We start from the raw sequence: 18,784 nt of genomic DNA, 5'->3' as shown, positions 1-18,784 counted from the left end.
TCAGACCTCCACCGGGATCTTGTTCCATCCCCACTGGAAGCTGGACGGCAGCCGGGTGGCGGCGTCGCCGTGGATCGCGAAGTCCGGCACGCGGCGCAGCCATTCGCCCAGCAGCACATCGATTTCCAGCCGGGCCAGGTGGTAGCCGATGCAGAAGTGCTGGCCGCGGCCGAAGGCCAGCGAGCGGCGGATCGGGCGGTTCCAGACGAATTCGTCGGGGCTTTCGTACTCGCGTTCGTCGCGGTTGGCCGACGCGAGCAGCGTGATGATGCGCTGGCCCGGCTCGATGGTCTGGTCGTGAATTGTGTACGGCCTGCGCGCCGTTCGGGCGAACCACTGCGCCGGGGCGCAATAGCGGATCATCTCCTCGCGCGCGACCGGCACGTTGGCGGCGGGGTCGGCGCGGACCGCGGCCATCTGGTCGGGCCGCTGGCCGAGTTCCCACAGGCCGTGGGCCACGATCTTGGGCACCGTTTCGGTCCCACCGATGAAGATGCAGAGCATCTGGGTGGCGGCTTCGACGTCGGACAGGGCGCTGCCGTCGGGCAGGCGGTAGCCGAGCAGGCCGTCGACCACCGGCAGCGCGTCGCCCGACGAGTCCGCTCGGCGGCGCCGCACCGACGGGATCAGGTATTCGAGGTAGTTCGGCCTGGCTTCGGCGACCTCGACGCCCACGCCGGGTTCGGCGAGGCTGCCGGCGTTGACCGCGGCCAGCACCTTCGAAGCGAGATCCGTTGGGATGCCGAGCAAATCGCACACGACGGACGCCACCACGATGCCGCCGTAGTCCTGCGTCAGGTCGAACGAGCCTTGCGGCAGCAGCGCGTCGAGGCGCTCGTTGGCCAGCGTGCGGATCCGGGCTTCCAGCCCGGCGACCGCCCGCGGCCGCAGCGGGGCCGAATGCGCGCGACGGATCGCGCCGTAGAGGTCGGTGTCGAACACCGCGTGGAAGGGCAGCGGATGCAGGGGCGGGTCGTCGACCGGCCCGGTGTTGTGGGTGGCCAACACCGATGCCGCGGGCAGGGTTCCCTCCGACGCCACGAACGTGCCGTCGTTGACCTCCAGCACCCGCCAGATGTCGTCGAAGCGGGAGAGCGCGTAGGTGTCCCACTGCGGCATGTAGTACACCGGGTGCTCATCGCGCAGAATCCGGTAGTACGGCAACGGGTTTGCCATGACTTCCGCGTCGAACGGATCGTAGGAAAAGCTCACTGCAGTGGCGACGGGGGCAGGGCTTGCAGAATCGAGTCCTCCCAGCCGTCACGCAGGGCCGGCGCCACGCTCATCCAGGTGACGATCTCGGCGGGTGGGCTGTCCTTCCAGGACGGGTAGTGATTGGCGAAACACTCCCAGCCGCCGTCCAGCGCCCAGTAGTGGATGACCTCGTTGTAGCGGAAGGTCGTGGTGAACGAACCCAACCAACGCTTGCCGGTGCGCTCCGACCAGGGGACGTAGAGCCGCTCCAGCTCGCGGATGTAGTCGTCCTGGCGCCCCGGTTTGGTCTGCATGATCTCCTGAATTACCAGCGACGCAACGAAATTCGCCTCGCGCAGCTGTGCCAGCGTTTTGTTGCTGGGTCCCGGGTACATGATTCGCCCCTCTCCCGAGGCGCCGATACCGGCCAGGAACTCCGACCATTTGCCGGCCGCGACCTCATGGCTGCCGCCGCGCGCCTGGGCGGCCCCGATCCGGGCGTAGTCGGCGAACCCGTCGATCTCCCAGACGATCGTGACCTCTGGCCAGTGGCCGTTGTACGGGGTGGTCTCCCAGATGGCGAACAGCCGGGCGCCGAGTTCGTCCATCATCGGCTGGTAAGTGCCGGTGAACATTTCGGTGAAGGCGTCGCTTCGCCCTGATCCCAGAGCGATCGTCTCGTGCAGGTAAAGCAGTGTGTGGCCGTAGTACTTCTTCATCAGTCGAGCCGGGCGGCCATGTCGCACAGCAGCGTCTCGGTGGGATCGACTGACTCGCAGGGCAATCCCGCCGCCGCGAGCGCGTAGCCCTTGAACCTGCGGGCCGCCGCGCTGAGGACGTGTTGCTTCCGGGTCATCGCGCGGTTGACGCCCAGCGGCCACCCGTCGCCCCACAGCGCGACCTCGGTCAACCGGTCGCCCAGCGACTCGAGCACCTTTTCCCGCACGAGCGGGTCGGCGGCGAACGCCTCGGCGCTGACCGCCAGGCTCTGGCTCCACGACGCCGTCGGGTCCGGCCGCGCCGCGGCGTCGAATGCCTGCACGCCAAGGATCCGCAGCGACCGGGATTCGCGGCCGTGCGGCAGGAGCGCGGTCACCTCCCAGCCGGCCATGACCCGGTCGTAGAGCCAGCCCCCTGCCGATTGCACGACGTCGGCGGCGCTGGCCGCCACGACGTCCAGCCGATATCGCAGGCATTCGCCATCCGCGTGGGCCGATCGCGCGGCGCCGACCCGGGGGCTGTGGCCGACGTCGAAGGTTGGAGTGACCATCAATCCGTTCCTCACCGATGGGCTGACTGTCACCGGACAGCGTGACACTTAGACGGAATTTTGTAAAGGTTCCTAGCCCCGCCGCGCCTTGAGTTCGGCGATAATCTCGTCGGTGTGCTGGCCCAATTCGGGGGCCACGGAGCGCGGCGCCCACGGCGTGCCGTGGAAGTCGGCCGGCGTGGCCACCATCGCGACGCCGGCCTCGCCGTCCGGGACGTCCACCAGGCCGCCGGCGGCGTGGAACTGCTCATCGGCCACGACGTCCTCGAGCGCGTTGATCGGCGCCCAGAAGAGTTCGGGTTCGCCGGCGAAGGTCTGCGCCCATTCGTCGAGCGGGCGGGTCGCGAAGATCTTGTCCAGCTCGGCGATGAGCTGCACCGCGTTGGCGGCCCGGGATCGGGCGTCGGCGAAGCGGGGGTCGTCGCACCATTCGGGGCGGCCGATGGCGCGGCACAGCGGGGGCCAGTGGCGCTCGGCCTCCAGCCCCACGATCCAGAACCGCCGCCCGTCGGCGGCGGCGTAGTTGTTCATGCACGGGTTGCCCATCGACTCGCGCTGGCCGACCGCGATCGGCTGCCCGGTCAGCAGATAGGTGTTGAGGTCGAAGCTCACGGTGTAGGCGCCCTGGCGGTACAGCGAGGTGCTGACCAGTTGGCCCGCGCCGGTGCGTTCGCGGGCGATCAGCGCCGCGCACACGGCGGCGGCCAGCGTCATCCCGGCCGAGTGGTCGCCCATGCCGCCGCGCTGGAACGGGGGCGTATCCCCGGGCCGGGTGAGCAGGTGGGCCAGACCGGCGCGGGACCAGAACGCGGCGACGTCGTAGGCGGCGCGGTCGGCGTCGGGCCCGGTCTCGCCGTAGCCGGTGATCAGGCCGTAGACCAGGCGCGGGTTACGGGCCGACACCGATTCGAAGTCGAGCCCGAGGCGCTGCAACGCGCCGGGGCGCACGTTGGTCAGGAAAACGTCGGCGCCGGAAAGCAATTCGAACGCGGTGTCGCGGCCCGCCTCGGTGTTGAGGTCCAAGACGATGCTGCGCTTGGATCGGTTGTCCATCTCGAACGGCGGGTTGACGCCGAGATCGCAACCCAGCATCCGGCCGAACAGCCGGCCCGGGTCGCCGGTCGGCGGCTCTATCTTGATCACGTCGGCACCCCAGTCGGCCAGGATCCCGCCGGCGGCCGGTCCGGCCACCCAGACCCCGAGTTCAACGACTTTGATGCCTTCCACCGGTCCGGCCATGGCTTGCACCCTAATCAGCCGCGCCGCGCAGTGGGCCCGTTCGGGTCGCCGGCCCTACAGGTAACCGTTGGGCCCGGGGAGGCCGGCCCGGCCCGCGGCCCCGGCAAGACCAGAGGGTACGGATATGAACTGGATGGTGCCGCTGGTGTGGCCGGCCGTGAGCGTGACCGTCACTTGGCCGGTGCCGCCGGTAGCCAGGGTCGAACTCGCGGGACTTATGGAAAAGACATTGCCGCCGGGAGCGGGAAGGTAGGCGACGGAAGCGCTTCCGGGCGGCCGCGTACGCGGCGCCTGCGCCGCTCAACGCCTGCACGAACTGGGCGTGAAACGCCGCCGCCTGGCCGGTCAGGCCTTGGAAGGCGCGCGCGTGGCCGGAGAACACCGACGTGATGGCCGCGGATATCTCGTCAGCCGCAGCGGGCACGATCGACGTAATGGGGGTCGCTGCCGCGTCCGCCGCGATCAGCCCCGCGCCGATATCCGACAACGCGGAAGCCCGACGCCTATGTCGCGGCTGCGTCCCCCCACGGAAAGGGTTGTGACGCAATGAGTCTGGTTGCCGGACGTGGCCCGCTGAGCACGCATCCCGCCCGGAGGTTCTCCGCGCCGGTCCCCGCTCAGTCACGCATTTCCGGAGCCCGGCGCCAGCATCAGTCGGTGCTGCCCGGGGAGAGCAGTTCCCAGTCCTTGATGTCGGCGACGGGACCAAACAGGTCGGCGGGAATGTCCCCGGCGGGCGCTTGACCCGCGCGAACCAGGTGCGGCCAATTGCGGTTGGCCAACGCCGGTTTAGCCAGAGTGATCACGTCGCCGATCCCGGATTCGATGACGGCGGCCGCATCGCGGGGATCGTCAAGGTGTCCGTTGACGAGGACGGGCAGCCCGCTGTGCTGTTTGGCCAGTTCGGCCAAAGTCTTCGGGCCCGCATCGAAAGCCGGTGCCAGCGCGCGGTACTCGGTCGTGTGGATGTAGTCGATGCCCGTGTCGGCCAACGCCCCGAAAATGACCGCGGCGTCCTGTTCGCCACCGGCCCAGCGGTGCTGATGGTCGGACACTTTCCCTTGGGAGATACGGATTCCGGTGGTGATCTCCGATCCCACCGCAGCCGCGACGTCGCTGCTGATCTCTGCGGCCAGGCGAACGCGATTGGCGACACTTCCCCCGTACTCGTCGGTGCGAGTGTTCAAGTAGTCGGTGAGGAACTCGTCGAGCAGATACCCGTTCGCCCCGTGGAGTTCGACACCGTCGAAGCCGGCATCGCGGGCCAGGCGCGCAGCCCCCACAAAGGCCCGGCGCACCTCGCGAACCTGCTCGGCGGACATCGCTTCGGGCGTCGCGTACGGGCCCGATCCGCGATACATGGCAGCTTGTGCACCCTTCGGACGCACCGCGGACGGGCCTACGGTCGAGGATGTGTAAACGTTGCCCTGCGATTGGCTGCCGGCGTGCATCAACTGGGCAAAGATTTTCGCGCCGGCCGCGTGCACCCGCTCGACCACGGGCTGCCAGGCCTTGGCCTGAGCCGGGGTGGCGATGCCGGGCTGGAACAAATAACCCTGGCTGGCCTGCTCGTCCATGTAGATGCCTTCGGTGATGAGCAGGCCGAATCCCCCGTCGGCGTACACGCCGTAGTACGAAACCATCCGCTCGGTGGCCAGTCCCTCAGCGCTAGCGCTGACGCGGGTCATCGGCGCCAGGGCGACGCGGTTTTTCAGGTCCGCGCGCCCGATCGTTGCCGGAAGGAACAGGGACTCATGCGGTGGCCGGCTCGCCGCAGTCATCCGGCCGTCTACTTCCTGGTTCGTCACGGGCGACACAACAGTGCGCCCTCCGGAAATGTTCCGAACGGCCTGACCGGCCCTGCCGATAAGCTTTGGCCAATGAGTTTGGTAGCAGGACGGGGACCGCTGTCCGCTGATCCGGCCGGGCGGTTCGCTCCCCAGATACCCGCCGGCGTGGTCTACGTCGAGCCGCATCCGCGGCGGGTTCAGGCGCTACTGGGCGGCCGCCTGGTGATCGACACCGAGCAGGCGGTGCTGGTGCACCGGCAGGGTCACCCGCTCAGCTACGCGTTTCCGGCCGACGGGATCGGCAACCTACCGAACGAGCCGGAGCCCGAAGCGCCGGGTTTCGTCCACGTGCCCTGGGACGCCGTCGACACCTGGCTGGAGGAGGGCCGCGAACTCGTGCACTACCCGCCGAATCCGTATCACCGGGTCGACTGCCGGCCGACCAAGCGGCGCCTGCGCGTCAGCGTCGCGGGCGCCACGCTGGTGGACACCGACGACACGGTGATCCTGTTCGAGACCGCACTCGAGCCGCGCCTTTACGTCGCGCCCGCTCACGTGCGCACCGAGCTACTGCGGCGATCCGAGACGTCGAGCTACTGCAACTACAAGGGTTTCGCGACGTACTGGTCCGCGGGCACGGTCGACGACGTCGCGTGGAGCTATGAAGATCCACCGCCCGAAAGCCTGCCCATCAAGGGGTATTTCAGCTTCGACGCCGCGCGCGTCGATGTCGTCGCCGAACTGCCGCTCAGCCACCGCGGCTAATCGCCCGACTCGTCCTTCAGCCCCAGTCCGAGTTGACGTCTCGCGGTGACGCCCAGTTTGGTGAACACCTTGCGCAGTTGGTCCGACCGCCGGCGGCCCACCCTCATCAGCGCCCGCGCCGCCCCGGTCCAGGCGTAGACCCGGACCGGCAAGAATCGGAGCGCGATCGCCGCGGACGCCTAACGTCGGGCTTGGGACTGGATACCGGCAAGCAGCATGTCGAGAGCTCGATCGAAGTCCTTGGCCATCGTTGAGCGTTGGGAGGTTTCTGCGAGCGCGGCCATGTGTGGGTGGTCGACCGCCGCGAGCTGCCCGATACGTCTGGCCATCGCCACATTCGACTTCTCGCGAGCGCTTGCGGCTGCGGTTTCGGACAAGGGCCCGGCCAATTCCACTTGCGCAGCACCCATTACAAGACTGAGCACACCGCGAAACGCCGCCAACACATCGAGGTCGCTCAACCCCGCCCGGGCGAGGGATTCGATAAGTCGCTCGGCCGGAAGATACCCCGCCGCTGACACGACCCTTCGGGTCAGCACCAAGGACGCGGCGTTGGGGTGCTGGCGCACGGCCCGCCAAATGGCAGTTGCGATGCCCTTGACGTCGGAGCGCCAATCTTTCGACGGGCGCGGCAGGCGGACGTCGGCGAGCACCGCTTCCGCGACGAGCCCCTCGAGCTCTTCGCGGTCCGCGACGTAGTTGTAGAGCGTCATCGGTCCGGTGCCCAGCGCCGCAGCCAGCGACCGCATGCTCAGCCCCGCGAGCCCGTCTGTGTCGACGATTTGGAGAGCCTGCGCTCGCACCTCGGCGACGGTGAATCGTGCCTTCATGTCGGGATCAGCCTACTGATCATCGAACCGGCCATTGACAAGTACACCGTACGTATTATACAAACGTACGGTGTACGTATCATCAAATGATCTCGGTGGCGGCCCGTGGTCCGGCACCGAACGGGTGTCCTTCATTTCGCACGACACAGAATGCGCAGGCTGGCTGACCCTTCCCGAGGGACGCGGCCCCCATCCCGGCGTTGTGCTCGCTCATGGCCTGGGCGCGACTCACGAAATGCTGCTCCAGCAGTACGAACGGCGCTTCGCCGCCGCCGGCATCGCGACGCTGGCTTTCGATTACCGCTATACGGGTGAGTCTGGTGGCGAGCCCCGGCAGCACTTCAACATGCGACGGCATCGACAGGACGTTGTGGCGGCGTGGGGGTATCTGCGGCGGCACGAAGCCATAGACGCAACCCGATTGGGCTTGTGGGGCACGAGTTTGGGTGCGCTGCACGTATTGCAAGCGGCGGCGCAACAAGTCGATATCCGGGCGGTGGTGGTGCAGTGTCCGATCGTGCACGGCCCGGGCACGCTGACGCGAAATGGAGTGTGGTCCGCCTTGCGCTTGGCTCCGGCAATCACCGAAGATGCGGCGCGCCATGTATTTTCGACTAGTCGCCGCTACGTCCCCATCGTCGGTCGGCCCGGTGACCTGGCCGCCGTCACCAGCCCGGGCGCCCTGGACGGATGGTATTCAACCGTGCCGGCCGGCACCACATTCGATAACCGCATGGCTGCGGCGGACGTCGTCGGCATCGCTACGAGCAGCGCCAAGCGCTGCGCGAAGAAAATCGAAGCACCGCTTTTGGTTTGCGTGTCACAGCGGGAGACGTTGATGGACCCGCGCCATGCCGAGGGCATCGGCCATTCAGCTCCTCGCGGGGTGGTTCGGCATTACGCCGGTGACCACTTCCAGATCTACCATCCCCCGTTGCTGGAGGCCCTCCTCGCCGACCAGGTCGATTTTCTGAAGGAGCACCTCAATGTCGGGGCCGGCTGATGCGCTGCGCGACAACGACGGGCGACTTGCCGATTTCGCGCGCGAGATCACCGCGGCGCAGTGGGCCGAGCCGAGTCTTTGTAGCGAGTGGACCAATCATGAGGTGCTGGCACATCTCGTCATCGGTTATGGCGTCGCGGCGCGAGACGTGGTCGCGGAGATGGTCCGACAGCGGGGCTCGTTCGACGCGGCGAACGCCCAGTTGGCCCGCGCTCTGGCGGTGCGTCGCCATCCCGCTCAGCTGATCGCCGACCTGGAGGGGCTGGCGTGCCGACCCCGAGGCATCGGCCGCGTTTTTCCGAAGCGTCTGTTGCTGGGCGACCACGTCATTCACGAACTCGACATCGCCTTCGCATTGGGTAAGGAATCGACGGTGCCCCTGTCCACCGTCACCACCGTGCTCGATACACAGGTGCGCGTGCCCAATCCGTTCGTCCCCGCGGCCGCACGAGCCCGGGGCCTCAGTCTGTATGCCACGGACGTCCACTGGTCTCATTTCGGCGGCGGACCAACGGTTACGGGGCACGCCGCACACATCGCGTCGGTCCTGGCCGGGCGTCCCAACGCCCTGCGGTACCTCAGTGGTGACGGCGTGGGCCTGCTGTCCGCCCGCATCAACGCCACCCATCAAGGGCAGAGCTAGCCGCCGTAGCTAGGGCGCCCCAGCTTCAGCGTGTGCTGGGCGATCATGTTGCGGAACACCTCGAGGGTGCCGCCGTAGATGCCGAGCGGTAACGCGAGCCGGTAAAGGTGCTCGGCCGCACCGTCACTCGCGGAGCCCTGGGTCTCGGCGGGCAGCGCGGAGCCCGTCCCCAGGATGTCCATCAGGTCCGGGGAGATGTCGCGCATGGTCTGCGCGATCGCGACGCGCCCGAACATGCCGGGCGTGGACAGCGCCGCCTCCATCCGCGCGGCGGCCCGCCCGAGCCGGTACTTCACCGACTGGTCGTCCACCTGCGCGACGAGCGCCGCGACCGTGTCGACCACCTCGGCCATGATGTCGCCGTGCGCCGACATCGCCGCGACGTATTGCAGGCCATGGTCTTCCCGATCCACGATGCCGTGCTCGGAGTCCAGCGCCGAGCGCATCACCGTCCAGCCGCCGTTGACCTCGCCGATGCGGTAGAGGTCGTCGACGCGCACGTCGCTGTAGTAGACGATGTTGGTGCGGTCGCCGTCCAGGGTGCGGATGGGCTGGATCTCGATGCCCGGCGTATCGAGCGGCACCAGGAACATGGTCAGGTTGTTGTGTTTCGGGCCCTGCGGGTCGGTGTTGGTGAGCAGGAAGACGTACCGGGCGTTCTGCGCGTTCGAGGTGAACATCTTGGAGCCGTTGATAACCCATGCGCCGCCGTCCCGCACCGCCCGGGTCTTGCAGGTGGCGACGTCCGAGCCGCCCTCGGGTTCGGTGTAGCCCAGGCACAGCCGGATCTCCCCGGACAGCACGCCGGGCAGGACCAAGGCGACGAGCTCCGGCGCGCCGAACTGTTGCACCAGCCGCGCGACGACGGACGTGGTTCCCCAGTGGTACCACGGCGTGTGAGCCCTGGCGATCTCGAGGTGAAAGATGCGCCGGCGGACCGGGCTGAATCCGCCCTCGGACTCCAGCCGCCAATCCGCCGCCAGGTAGCCGGCCTCGCCGAGCGCCAGATGCACCTGCTCGTCGAAGTTTTCCCCGAACTCGCGCTGGCGGCGCAGCACGTCGTCGGTGACGTGCTTGGCGATGAAGGCCCGGGTCTCCTCGAGAAATTCCTGGTCTTCGGCGCTCAGGTCGACGGCTGAGAAGTCCATCTACGTCGCGTCGATCACGAGCGTGCGGAACCGGTCGAGCGTCTCGAGCGCATGCGCCACGCTGTCGCCCGGCAGGTGGACGCCGACCCACGTAACTCCCACCGCTGCAAGCTTTTCCAGGCCGCCCAGGTACGCATCGGCGTTGAAGTCGTCGGTGGCGGGGCTGCCGCCCTCGAAGTTGGTGAAGGTGATGTCGATCGCCGACCAGTCCCTGCCCACCGCGTCGCAGCGGCGCCGCAGGTCGTCGATGCCCTCGGTGAGACGCTCGACGGAGTCGATGACCGCGGTGCCGGAAGTCTTCGCCAGCTGCGGCGGGGCGGGAAACGGGCACCACCCGTCGCCGTACTGCGCCACTCGCTGGCGAGCGGCCGTGGTGTTGCCACCGATCCAGATCGGCGGATGCGGCTGACTGAGCGGCCTGGGGTGCGCGGTGATGCCGCGCGCGCTGAAATACTTTCCCTCGAACGAGATGTCGTCGCTGGTCCACACCGCGCGGATCACCTGAAGGGCTTCCTCGAACAGTTCTAGCCGCTCGTCATAAGTCACGCCCAGCGCCGCGAACTCCCGCTTGAGATAACCCACTCCGACCGCGAGCGTGAACCGGCCACCCGAGAGCAGGTCCAGCGTGGCGCCGGACTTGGCCACCACGAACGGGTTTCGGTACGGCAGCACCACGATGTTGGGAATCAGGCGCAGCGTCGTCGTCCTGGCCGCGGCGAAACCCAAAGCGACAAACGGATCTACGGCGTCGTGGCCACCGGCCTCCAGCCAGCGCTGCGACGGCGCGGGGTGGTCGGTGAAACCGAACCCATGGATGCCGGCGGCCTCGGTGGCCGCGGCCACCTTCCCGATGCCTTCGCCGCTGACCAGCTCCGGGTTGTACGGATGGCTGTGCATCGGGTGGGTGATGGTGAAGCGCATGGCGGTCAGAATCGTGCGCGGGAATCGATCGCCGTGTCGCTGGTGCGCAGCGGACGGATCAGCGCCTCCTGGGCGAAGGAGGCCAGCAGCTCCCCCTCCTCGGAGTGCACAGTGCCGCGCACGTACGACATCCCCGCGCCGACCTGGGTGCTCTCGTGGGTGTAGAGCAGCCAGCCGTCCCAGCGCACGGGTTCGTGGAACGCGACCGAGATGCTCATCGGTGCGGTGGACACCGTCAGGTGCGCCTGGCTGGTGCCGATGCCCGGGTGCGCCCGCATGGTCGTGGAGATCCCCAGATGCCCGGTGAAGTACGCGACGAGCGCCTTGGCAAGGTCGTCGCGGGTCGGAATCGGGTCATAGTGCAGCCACGCGTACAACTCGGGCGGCCCGACCTCGTCGGGGCTGTTGACGTCGACGACGTCAACGAGGCGCAGTTCGCGTCCGACCATCGGCATCGGCGAATGGTTGGCGTCGGCGGGGGCCGCCACGTCGGGACGCGGCAGGTGATGGCGGATGACGTCGCCCGTCGGGACGTCGGCCAGCACGGTGATGCTCAGGCAGCGCCGGCCGTTTTGGTGCACGGCCACGACCGCGGTGGCGGTAGACCGGCCCTCGGCCACGACGTCGAGAACGAGTTCGATCGGCGGGCCGACGGTCACGGCGCGGGAGAACACGGCGTGGGCCGAGCGCACCGACTTGTCCGGGAATCGCTTGGCCACCGCGACAATCGCCTGGGCGAGCACCTGGGTGCCCTCCACCACCTGCCGTTCGTCGCCGACGGCGATCCCGGTGTCGCCGGTGAACCGGTCCTGCCCGTCGGCCCGCACGTCGAACAGGTCCAGCAGACCCTGCACCGTCCACTCGATCTGCTCGGATTCCTCCGAAGCCTTCGTCAAATCCGCTCCACCTCCGCGTCAGCAGCCCAGGGCTCAGCGTGACACTTTGAGTAAGATTTGTAAAGCTTGGCTAACAAACATCCAAGGAGGCAAGACAATTGGGCATCGTGACGAGCACCTCGGAGACCGTGTTCACCCATTCCGCCGAGGCCGTGTACGACTTTGTCACCAACCCGGCCAACTGGACCAAGACTTATCCCGGCAGCGCGCACATCGGCAACTTGCCCGAACTCCCGCTGAAGGTCGGTGACACGTGGGAGGAGGCCGGGCCCGACGGGGAGCGCATCTTCAGCTGGCAGCTCGCCATCGCCGACCGGCCGACGCTGTTCGTGTTCAATTCGGTGGGTCGCCTCGGCCACGACCGCGACGGGAACGGAGGGATGGAGGGCCGGATCACCGTCACCTACCGGTTCACCAGGCCCGGCCGCGACGTCACGCTGTTCGCCCGGACCATGACGATCGAGGCCTTCAAGCACGCGCCGCTGCCCGATGCGCTGTTCCAGCAGGCCAATCCCGCGAGGATCGACGCCTACCACGCGGCCGTCGCGCGGGAGCTGGGCGAGATTGACACCGACGCACGCCGTGCATGACACTTTGGCGGTGTTTTGTAAAGGTCCAAACCGATGATCCCCGAGCCCCTGGCCAAGGGGTTCTGCTTCGGTGAGGGCCCGCGCTGGTTCGAAGGCCTGCTGTGGTTCTCCGACATGCTGGGCGAAGCCGTGCACACCGTCGACATGCGGGGCTCGCTGACCACGCTGGCGCTGCCCGGGCGCTCCCCGTCGGGCCTCGGGTTTCGCCCGGACGGGTCCCTGCTGATCGCCTCCACCGAGGACCGGCAGGTGCTGCGATACGACGGCGAAACGGTCGAGGTCGTCGCCGACCTGGCCGCCCTGACACCGGTCAACCTGGGCGACATGGTCGTCGACGACGCCGGTCGCGCATACATCGGCTGTCAGGCGTTCTCCGGCGGCGCGATCATCCGCCTCGACGCCGACGACACCGCCACCATCGCCGCCGAGGACCTCGACTTTCCCAACGGCATGGTGATCACGCCGGACCGAAAGACATTGATCGTCGCCGAATCGACGGGCCGCCGCCTGACCGCGTTCGCCATCGGCGAGGACGGCGGGCTCAGCGGCCGCCGGGTTTTCGCCGACGGCCTGGATGGGCCGCCGGACGGCCTCGCGCTCGACGCCGACGGCGCCGTGTGGGCCGCCATGACGCTGGCGCACCAGTTCGAGCGGATCTCCGAGGGCGGTGCCGTCACCGACCGCATCGACATGGGCGAGCGGGTGGCGATCGCGTGCGCGTTCGGCGGCCCCGCGCGCCGTACGCTGTTTCTGCTGTCGAGCACCGACGCTTATCCCCAGCGACTGATCGGCACCCGGCTCTCGCAGCTGGACGCGGTGACCGTTGACACCCCCGGCGCGGGCCTACCCTGACACCCGGAAGGCAGAGGATGACCGACTCCTACTACGAGCTGATCGACGACGCCGACCCGCGGGGCGAGAAGTTCGCGGCGACCGATCTGGCGCGCGGCACCTGGTCGGCCGCCATCCAGCACGGCGGCCCGGTGTCGGCGCTGTTGGTCCGGGCGCTGGAACGGTGTGAGCGGCGCGACGACACCCGGCTCGGCCGGGTCGTCATCGACCTGCTGGGTGGGGTGCCGGCCGAGGGCGACCTTTGGGTCAGCTCGCAAGTGCAGCGGGGCGGCAAACAGATCGAACTCGTCACGGCCGAGATGCTGGCGCCGGGGCCCGATGGCGAACCCCGGCCGGTGGCCCGCGCCAGCGGGTGGCGGTTGCAGCACCAAGACACGCACGCGGTGGCTCACGGCGCGGCTCCCCTGCCCCGGGCGCGGGCCGAGGCCCGCGACCGCAACCTCCGGGCGCGTGATTGGGACCGCAACTACGTGCACAGCCTGGACTGGCTGTGGCTGACCGAACCGCTGAGCGAGGGCCCGGGCGAATCCTGGATCAAGCCGACCGTCGACCTCGTCAAGGGCGAGGCCATGACCCCGTTGGAGCGGCTGTTCGCGGTGGCCGACTGTGCCAACGGCATCGGCAGCAAGCTGGACATCACCAAGTGGACGTTCCTCAACACCGATCTCGCGGTGCACGTGTTCCGGATCCCCGACGGCGACTGGATCGGCATTCGCGCGGAGACCAGCTACGGCCCGGACGGCATCGGCACGACGGTCGGCACACTTTTCGACGAGGGGGGCGCGGTCGGCGCCATTCAACAATGCGTGCTGGTGCGAGGGCGCCCCGGCCGGGAAGCGAAAAGAACGTGACACGCTCGCGATACTTCGTAAAGTTTCAGTCATGAGCCAGCCGGCCCCAGCAGCGGAGATCGACACCTCGACACGTCAGCGGATCCTCGACGCCACGGCCGAGGTGCTCGGCCGCAACGGCAAGACCAAGCTCAGCCTGTCCGAGGTGGCCGCCCAGGCGGGAGTCTCGCGTCCCACGCTGTACCGCTGGTTCGCCTCGAAAGAGGAGCTGCTGTCGGCGTTTTCAAATTACGAGCGGCAGGAATTCGAGAGCGGTCTGGTCAAGGCCACCGCCGGACTGAAGGGCGCCGACAAGCTCGACGCCGTGCTGCGATTCATCGTCGAATACCAGCATTCGTACTCCGGGGTGCGCATGGTCGACGTCGAGCCCGAGCACACCATCGCGCAGTTCGGCCGCGTCATCCCGCAGATGCGCGACGGCCTGCAACGGCACCTCTCCGGCCCCAACGCCGCGGTGCGGGCCGCAACGGTCATCCGGATCGCGATCTCGCACTACATCGTCCGAAGCGACGATGCCGACCAGTTCCTGGAGCAATTGCGCCACGCGGTCGGGATCAAGGGCGGCACCTGAGCACATCCCCGCGAGCGCGCGTTTGTACGCCGACACGCCGTATTACACGTACAACTGCGCGCCCTCGCGGACGAGAGGATCAGTCGAGCCGCACCGCGACCTTGATGCGGCCCTTCTCGTCGCGGCTGGCGAGCGCGTGCCCGGTGCGGTCGGCGCCGCCGAAGTTGAGCAGTGTGATCGGCCCGCCCTCGCCGAGGAAGTTTCGCCACCATGTCTTGCCATCGGGCGACATGACGTTGATGACGATGCCGTCGCCGGAGCGGCGGTACCCGACCGGGGTCTGGATCGTCTTACCCGAACGCCTGCCGACATAGCGAATGTTGATCAACCCGCGCCGTACCAGCGGTCCCACGACGGGCGCGTCGATCAAGCCGACAAAGACGTTGTTGATGATTCCGGCAATGGGTGTGTCGAAGATTCCGGATGCCATGAATGCCAGCGTATGCCAGACGGCGCAATAGGGATCAGTCGAAGAGCACGGCCGCGTTCAGGTAGCCGGTCGGGTCCAGGGCGGCTTTGACCGCCCGCATTGCGGCGATGTCGGCGGGCTCCCGCGACATGCCCAGGTACGGGCGCTTGCGGCTGCCGACGCCATGCTCGGAGCTGACGTTGCCGCCACACCGCGCGATGAGGTCCATCATCGGCGCATACAGCGCCTGCTCGCACTCGGGCGGGCAACGCAGCACGTTGAGGTGCAGGTTGCCCTCGCCGATGTGGCCGAACAGAAGGGGCAGCGCCTCGGGCGCATGAGCGCAGGCTAAATCGACTGCTTCCCTTGCGAATTCGCCGACGGCCGACAGCGGCAGGGACACGTCGAACTTCAGCGGTGGCCCATAGACGCCGAGCACGTCGGCGAGCGATTCCCGCACGCGCCACAACCGTTGCTGCGCAGCGGCATCCACGCCGACCGCGGGTTCCCCACACAGATGGACGCCGTCCAGCAGGTCGGCGAGCCGATCCGTCTGGTCGTGGTCGGCGGCCAGCTCCACCAGCAGCAGCCAGTCGCCCTGCACGGGCGCGCCGACCCCGAGGTGTTCGGCGGTCAGCGTGGCGGCCCGGCCGTCGATCAGCTCCAAAGCCGCGATCCCATCCACGTCGCGAAACGCGCGGCCGGCGTCGACCAGCGCCTCGAGTTCGGAGAACCCGCAGACCGCCGTCACCCGATGCGACGGCGTGGGATGCAACCGCAGGTCCAGCGCGGTGATCACGCCGAGGGTGCCCTCGGCGCCGACGAACAGCGCGGGCAGGTCGTAGCCCGTGTTGTCGCTGCGCACCTCGCTGTGGCGGCGCATCAGCGAACCGTCGGGCAGCGCCACCTGCAGGCCGACGACCTGCTCGCCCATGTTGCCGTAGCGCACGGTGCGCAGACCCCCGGCGTTCGTCGACGCCATGCCGCCGACGGTGGCGGTGTCGCGGGCGGCCAGATCCACGCCGAACACCAAACCCGCTGCGGCAGCGGCGTTTTGCACGGCGGCCAGAGCGGCTCCGGCGCCGGCCGAGACGCGGCGCTCGACGGTGTCCACGTCGCCGAGCCCGCAGAGGCGTTCGGTCGACAGCAACACGTCGTCATGCTCGGGGACGGTCCCGGCCACCAGCGAGGTCCGTCCGCCCTGCACGGTCACGTGCGCGCCCACGGCGCGGCACACCCGCAGCGCCTCGGCGACCTCCTCGGCCGACCCCGGCCGCACCAGCGCGCTGGCGCGCCCCCGATAGCGCCCGGTGTGATCGACGCTGCGGCCGGCCAGGACGTCGGCGTCGGTGACGACGTGGTTGGAACCGACAATCTTTTTCAGATCCGCAAGGCCGCCGGGCATGCTCGCGGTTATAGCACCGCCGCCCCGTGCCCGGCCAAGGCCCCCGACTGGGCGCCAGTCAGCCGATGCGGCGTTTGGTCCGCTCGCTCAGGAAGTTCGACCAGGAGGCCACCTCGGGGTGCTGATGGAGCAAGGCTCGGCGCTGTCGCTCCGTCATGCCGCCCCAGACACCGAATTCCACTTTGTTGTCCAACGCCTCGGCGGCACACTCGCGCATGACCGGGCAGTGGCGGCACAACACCGCCGCCTTGCGCTGGGCGGCACCCGTCACAAAGAGCCCGTCGGGATCGGTGTCGACGCACAGGGCTCTCGCCGTCCACCGATCCGGTTCCTCCGCGTCCGCGCCGCGGGCCACGCCTCGCAACCTCGTCCCCTTCTTCCGGTCCGATATCCCCACTGACGTGCGTCTTAGATGATTCCCCCGCGCCGCGCCGCTTAAACGACACGAGTCGATAGTGGGCGAGCGCCGGACTAGACGGGCCGAAGGTCAGAACTCTTTGTGGTTCACATCGGTGATCAGCCCGCCGTCCATGACGAATTCGCTTCCCGTCGAGTAAGACGACTCGTCGCTGGCCAGGAACAGCACGAAAGTCGCGACTTCGCGGACCTCACCGGGACGGCCGAGCGGGATGGTGACCATGTCTTCGGGTAGGTGCGCGGTCATCGGGGTGCGGATGAAACCGGGGTGGATCGAATTCACCCGGATGTTCAACGGCGCCAACTCCAGCGCCGCCGACTTGGCCAGCCCGCGCACGCCCCACTTGGACGCGACGTAAGGGTGCACCATCGGCGCGCCACGCAGCCCCTCGATCGACGAGACGTTGATGATGGAGCCACCCCCGGCGGCGGTCATCGGCTCGACAACTGCCCGCATGCCCAGGAAGGTGCCGGTCAGGTTGACGTCGATCACCTTCTGCCACTTGTCCAGCTTGAAGTCCTTCAACGGCCCCAGCGCAACCGTTCCCGCGTTGTTGACCAGCACGTTGAGCTTGCCGAATTCACCGACGGCGGTCGCGACTGCGGCGTCCCACTGGTCGGGCTGGGTGACGTCGAGGTGGACGTAGCGCGCGGCGTCGCCGATCTCGTCGGCGAGCGCCTTGCCCTGGTCGTCGAGGATGTCGCCGATAACGACCTTGGCGCCTTCCTCGACCAGCAGCCGCGCATCTTCGGCGCCCATGCCGCCGGCGGCGCCACTGATCAGCGCTACCTTGCCGTCAACCCGTCCCATTAATCAGTCCTTTCGAATTTACTGAGCTACCAAGTCTTTTGGCGCATAAAGTCCCTTACCGGTGACCAGCGGCAGGTCCAAGGTGGTCGTGATCCCCGGCGGCGCGGCGATAACCGCCGGGATCGCGTTGACGATCCGACCGGCTGCTCCGGCGATCGCGGCGTGGTTGTGGTCGCCCTTGCGGCTGCTCGGAACGATGTCCACCGCGTAGGACGGCTCGCCGGTGATCTCGACGCGATACGAGCCGTCGCCCGAAGCGGGCTGCGGCAGGTCGGGGCGCAGGTCGGGCCGCAGCCGGGTGACGTGCTCGATGACGATCGCGGGGTGGCCCTTGACCATGCCGCGGATCTCGAACTGCAGCACGGCCAGCGTGCCCTTGGCCACGTGTCCGATCGCGATGTCGAAGTCCTCGGGTGCCGGCTCGCGCTGGTAGGACTCGGTGATCTCGTCGACCTCGATGCCGAGCCCGGCCGCCAGCTGACGGATCGCCGTCCCCCACGCAATGCTCAGCACGCCCGGCTGCAGCAGCATCGGGACGTAATCCAGCGGCTGGGCGAACCCCATGTAGCTCATCACCTCGACGCCGTCGTAGCTCGCATAGTCGTGAATCTCCATGCAGCGCACCTGCTCGATGCGCTGACAGGTTCCGGCGAGCGCGAACGGGATCAGGTCGTTGGCGAATCCGGGATCCACGCCGCTGATGAAGATGCTCGAATTGCCTTGCCGGGCAGCATCTTCCACGCGGGCGATGTACTTGTCGGGCATGACGCCCCACGGGTACTGCAGCAATCCGGGTGACGACCCGACGACGTTGATGCCGGCGGCCAGGATGCGCATCACGTCCGCCATCGCGTCGGGTAGCCGCGTATCGCCCATGGCGCAGTAGACGACGCACTCGGGCTTGGCGGCCAGGATGGCGTCGAGGTCCGAAACGGCGGCGACGCCGGTCACGGTGTCGGCGTCGAGGCCCACGCCGCACAGTTGCCCGGCGTCCTTGCCCACCTTCTCCGGCGTGGAGACGCACACGCCCGTCAGTTCGAACCGAGGATCGGTGATCAGGTGGGCCAGGGCCAGCCCTCCGACATTTCCGGTGCCGACGTGTGCGACGCGGATGGCCATCAGAGTCTCCGTCCCTCGAACGCTCGAAACGTTTCTAGACAGTAGTCCACAACTTCTGCG

Annotated in this window: 23 protein-coding genes; 7 read left to right on the top strand and 16 right to left on the bottom strand. The window is 68.1% G+C overall.

Annotated features, from left to right (window positions below):
* The 6 genes from AC5Y2S_RS24065 to AC5Y2S_RS24040 form a co-directional block, all read right to left on the bottom strand.
* Entirely contained in the window at positions 1-1,212 is a 1,212-nt protein-coding gene (locus AC5Y2S_RS24065) for a cytochrome P450 (protein ID WP_499958802.1), read from the bottom strand.
* Positions 1,209-1,913 (bottom strand): NIPSNAP family protein, encoded by a 705-nt coding sequence (locus AC5Y2S_RS24060; protein ID WP_499958801.1) that lies wholly within the window; start codon positions 1,911-1,913, stop codon positions 1,209-1,211. The genes AC5Y2S_RS24065 and AC5Y2S_RS24060 overlap by 4 nt, the downstream gene beginning before the upstream one ends.
* Positions 1,913-2,464, bottom strand: coding sequence for a hypothetical protein (locus tag AC5Y2S_RS24055; protein ID WP_499958800.1), 552 nt, complete (start codon positions 2,462-2,464; stop codon positions 1,913-1,915). The genes AC5Y2S_RS24060 and AC5Y2S_RS24055 overlap by 1 nt, the downstream gene beginning before the upstream one ends.
* Before the next feature lie 72 nt (positions 2,465-2,536).
* Positions 2,537-3,703, bottom strand: coding sequence for a CaiB/BaiF CoA transferase family protein (locus AC5Y2S_RS24050; RefSeq protein ID WP_499958799.1), 1,167 nt, complete (start codon positions 3,701-3,703; stop codon positions 2,537-2,539).
* A 10-nt stretch (positions 3,704-3,713) separates the two neighbouring features.
* Positions 3,714-4,328, bottom strand: a complete 615-nt coding sequence (locus AC5Y2S_RS24045) for a PE family protein (RefSeq protein WP_499958798.1) — start codon at positions 4,326-4,328, stop codon at positions 3,714-3,716.
* 25 nt (positions 4,329-4,353) lie between these two features.
* Positions 4,354-5,484, bottom strand: a complete 1,131-nt coding sequence (locus tag AC5Y2S_RS24040) for an oxidoreductase (protein ID WP_499958797.1) — start codon at positions 5,482-5,484, stop codon at positions 4,354-4,356.
* A gap of 99 nt (positions 5,485-5,583) precedes the next feature.
* Here AC5Y2S_RS24040 and AC5Y2S_RS24035 point away from each other — a divergent pair, with 99 nt between their 5' ends.
* Positions 5,584-6,258: a DUF427 domain-containing protein gene (locus AC5Y2S_RS24035; RefSeq protein ID WP_499958796.1), complete on the top strand. Its 675-nt coding sequence runs from the start codon at positions 5,584-5,586 to the stop codon at positions 6,256-6,258.
* On the opposite strand, the gene AC5Y2S_RS24030 is transcribed toward AC5Y2S_RS24035, so the two are convergent.
* Positions 6,255-6,410: a hypothetical protein gene (locus AC5Y2S_RS24030; RefSeq protein WP_499958795.1), complete on the bottom strand. Its 156-nt coding sequence runs from the start codon at positions 6,408-6,410 to the stop codon at positions 6,255-6,257. The genes AC5Y2S_RS24035 and AC5Y2S_RS24030 overlap by 4 nt on opposite strands.
* Positions 6,411-6,437: 27 nt before the next feature.
* A complete protein-coding gene (locus AC5Y2S_RS24025) occupies positions 6,438-7,088 on the bottom strand; it encodes a TetR/AcrR family transcriptional regulator C-terminal domain-containing protein (protein WP_499958794.1) in 651 nt (216 codons plus the stop codon).
* Positions 7,089-7,158: 70 nt separating this feature from the next.
* On the opposite strand from AC5Y2S_RS24025, the gene AC5Y2S_RS24020 reads away from it, so the two are divergent.
* The gene (locus AC5Y2S_RS24020) at positions 7,159-8,091 is read left to right on the top strand and encodes an alpha/beta hydrolase (RefSeq protein ID WP_499958793.1); all 933 of its coding nucleotides are present in this window, start codon (positions 7,159-7,161) and stop codon (positions 8,089-8,091) included.
* Complete coding sequence (locus tag AC5Y2S_RS24015; RefSeq protein ID WP_499958792.1) at positions 8,075-8,734, top strand: maleylpyruvate isomerase family mycothiol-dependent enzyme; 660 nt, start codon at positions 8,075-8,077, stop codon at positions 8,732-8,734. Before AC5Y2S_RS24020 ends, AC5Y2S_RS24015 begins: the two co-directional genes overlap by 17 nt.
* Here AC5Y2S_RS24015 and AC5Y2S_RS24010 read toward each other — a convergent pair.
* From AC5Y2S_RS24010 to AC5Y2S_RS24000, 3 genes are read right to left on the bottom strand one after another with little or no spacing between them, the layout of a single operon-like run.
* Entirely contained in the window at positions 8,731-9,882 is a 1,152-nt protein-coding gene (locus AC5Y2S_RS24010; RefSeq protein ID WP_499958791.1) for an acyl-CoA dehydrogenase family protein, read from the bottom strand. The genes AC5Y2S_RS24015 and AC5Y2S_RS24010 overlap by 4 nt on opposite strands.
* Positions 9,883-10,803 (bottom strand): LLM class F420-dependent oxidoreductase, encoded by a 921-nt coding sequence (locus AC5Y2S_RS24005; protein ID WP_499958790.1) that lies wholly within the window; start codon positions 10,801-10,803, stop codon positions 9,883-9,885.
* A gap of 5 nt (positions 10,804-10,808) precedes the next feature.
* Positions 10,809-11,699, bottom strand: a complete 891-nt coding sequence (locus AC5Y2S_RS24000; protein ID WP_499958789.1) for an acyl-CoA thioesterase — start codon at positions 11,697-11,699, stop codon at positions 10,809-10,811.
* A gap of 98 nt (positions 11,700-11,797) precedes the next feature.
* Between AC5Y2S_RS24000 and AC5Y2S_RS23995 the strand changes: the two genes are divergently transcribed.
* The 4 genes from AC5Y2S_RS23995 to AC5Y2S_RS23980 are packed head-to-tail and all read left to right on the top strand — an operon-like array spanning position 11,798 to position 14,563.
* Positions 11,798-12,289 (top strand): SRPBCC family protein, encoded by a 492-nt coding sequence (locus AC5Y2S_RS23995; RefSeq protein WP_499958788.1) that lies wholly within the window; start codon positions 11,798-11,800, stop codon positions 12,287-12,289.
* A gap of 33 nt (positions 12,290-12,322) precedes the next feature.
* The gene (locus AC5Y2S_RS23990) at positions 12,323-13,141 is read left to right on the top strand and encodes an SMP-30/gluconolactonase/LRE family protein (protein ID WP_499958787.1); all 819 of its coding nucleotides are present in this window, start codon (positions 12,323-12,325) and stop codon (positions 13,139-13,141) included.
* A gap of 17 nt (positions 13,142-13,158) precedes the next feature.
* On the top strand, positions 13,159-13,992 hold the full coding sequence (locus tag AC5Y2S_RS23985) for a thioesterase family protein (protein ID WP_499958786.1): 834 nt from the start codon (positions 13,159-13,161) through the stop codon (positions 13,990-13,992).
* A gap of 31 nt (positions 13,993-14,023) precedes the next feature.
* Positions 14,024-14,563 (top strand): TetR/AcrR family transcriptional regulator, encoded by a 540-nt coding sequence (locus AC5Y2S_RS23980; RefSeq protein WP_499958784.1) that lies wholly within the window; start codon positions 14,024-14,026, stop codon positions 14,561-14,563.
* A 79-nt stretch (positions 14,564-14,642) separates the two neighbouring features.
* Here the strand turns inward: AC5Y2S_RS23980 and AC5Y2S_RS23975 are convergent, their stop codons facing one another.
* The 5 genes from AC5Y2S_RS23975 to AC5Y2S_RS23955 all read right to left on the bottom strand — a co-directional run bounded on the left by AC5Y2S_RS23975 (position 14,643) and on the right by AC5Y2S_RS23955 (position 18,724).
* Entirely contained in the window at positions 14,643-14,993 is a 351-nt protein-coding gene (locus tag AC5Y2S_RS23975; protein ID WP_499958783.1) for a PNPOx family protein, read from the bottom strand.
* Positions 14,994-15,027: 34 nt separating this feature from the next.
* Positions 15,028-16,377 (bottom strand): FAD-binding oxidoreductase, encoded by a 1,350-nt coding sequence (locus tag AC5Y2S_RS23970; RefSeq protein WP_499958782.1) that lies wholly within the window; start codon positions 16,375-16,377, stop codon positions 15,028-15,030.
* Positions 16,378-16,435: 58 nt separating this feature from the next.
* On the bottom strand, positions 16,436-16,774 hold the full coding sequence (locus AC5Y2S_RS23965; RefSeq protein ID WP_499958781.1) for a WhiB family transcriptional regulator: 339 nt from the start codon (positions 16,772-16,774) through the stop codon (positions 16,436-16,438).
* A gap of 90 nt (positions 16,775-16,864) precedes the next feature.
* Complete coding sequence (locus AC5Y2S_RS23960) at positions 16,865-17,605, bottom strand: glucose 1-dehydrogenase (protein ID WP_499958780.1); 741 nt, start codon at positions 17,603-17,605, stop codon at positions 16,865-16,867.
* Between the two features lie 18 nt (positions 17,606-17,623).
* A complete protein-coding gene (locus tag AC5Y2S_RS23955) occupies positions 17,624-18,724 on the bottom strand; it encodes an NAD(P)H-dependent amine dehydrogenase family protein (protein WP_499958779.1) in 1,101 nt (366 codons plus the stop codon).
* Positions 18,725-18,784 lie beyond the last annotated feature (60 nt).

Source organism: Mycobacterium sp. NGS69 (assembly GCF_059812165.1).
This window is presented reverse-complemented; position numbering and strand designations above follow the sequence as displayed.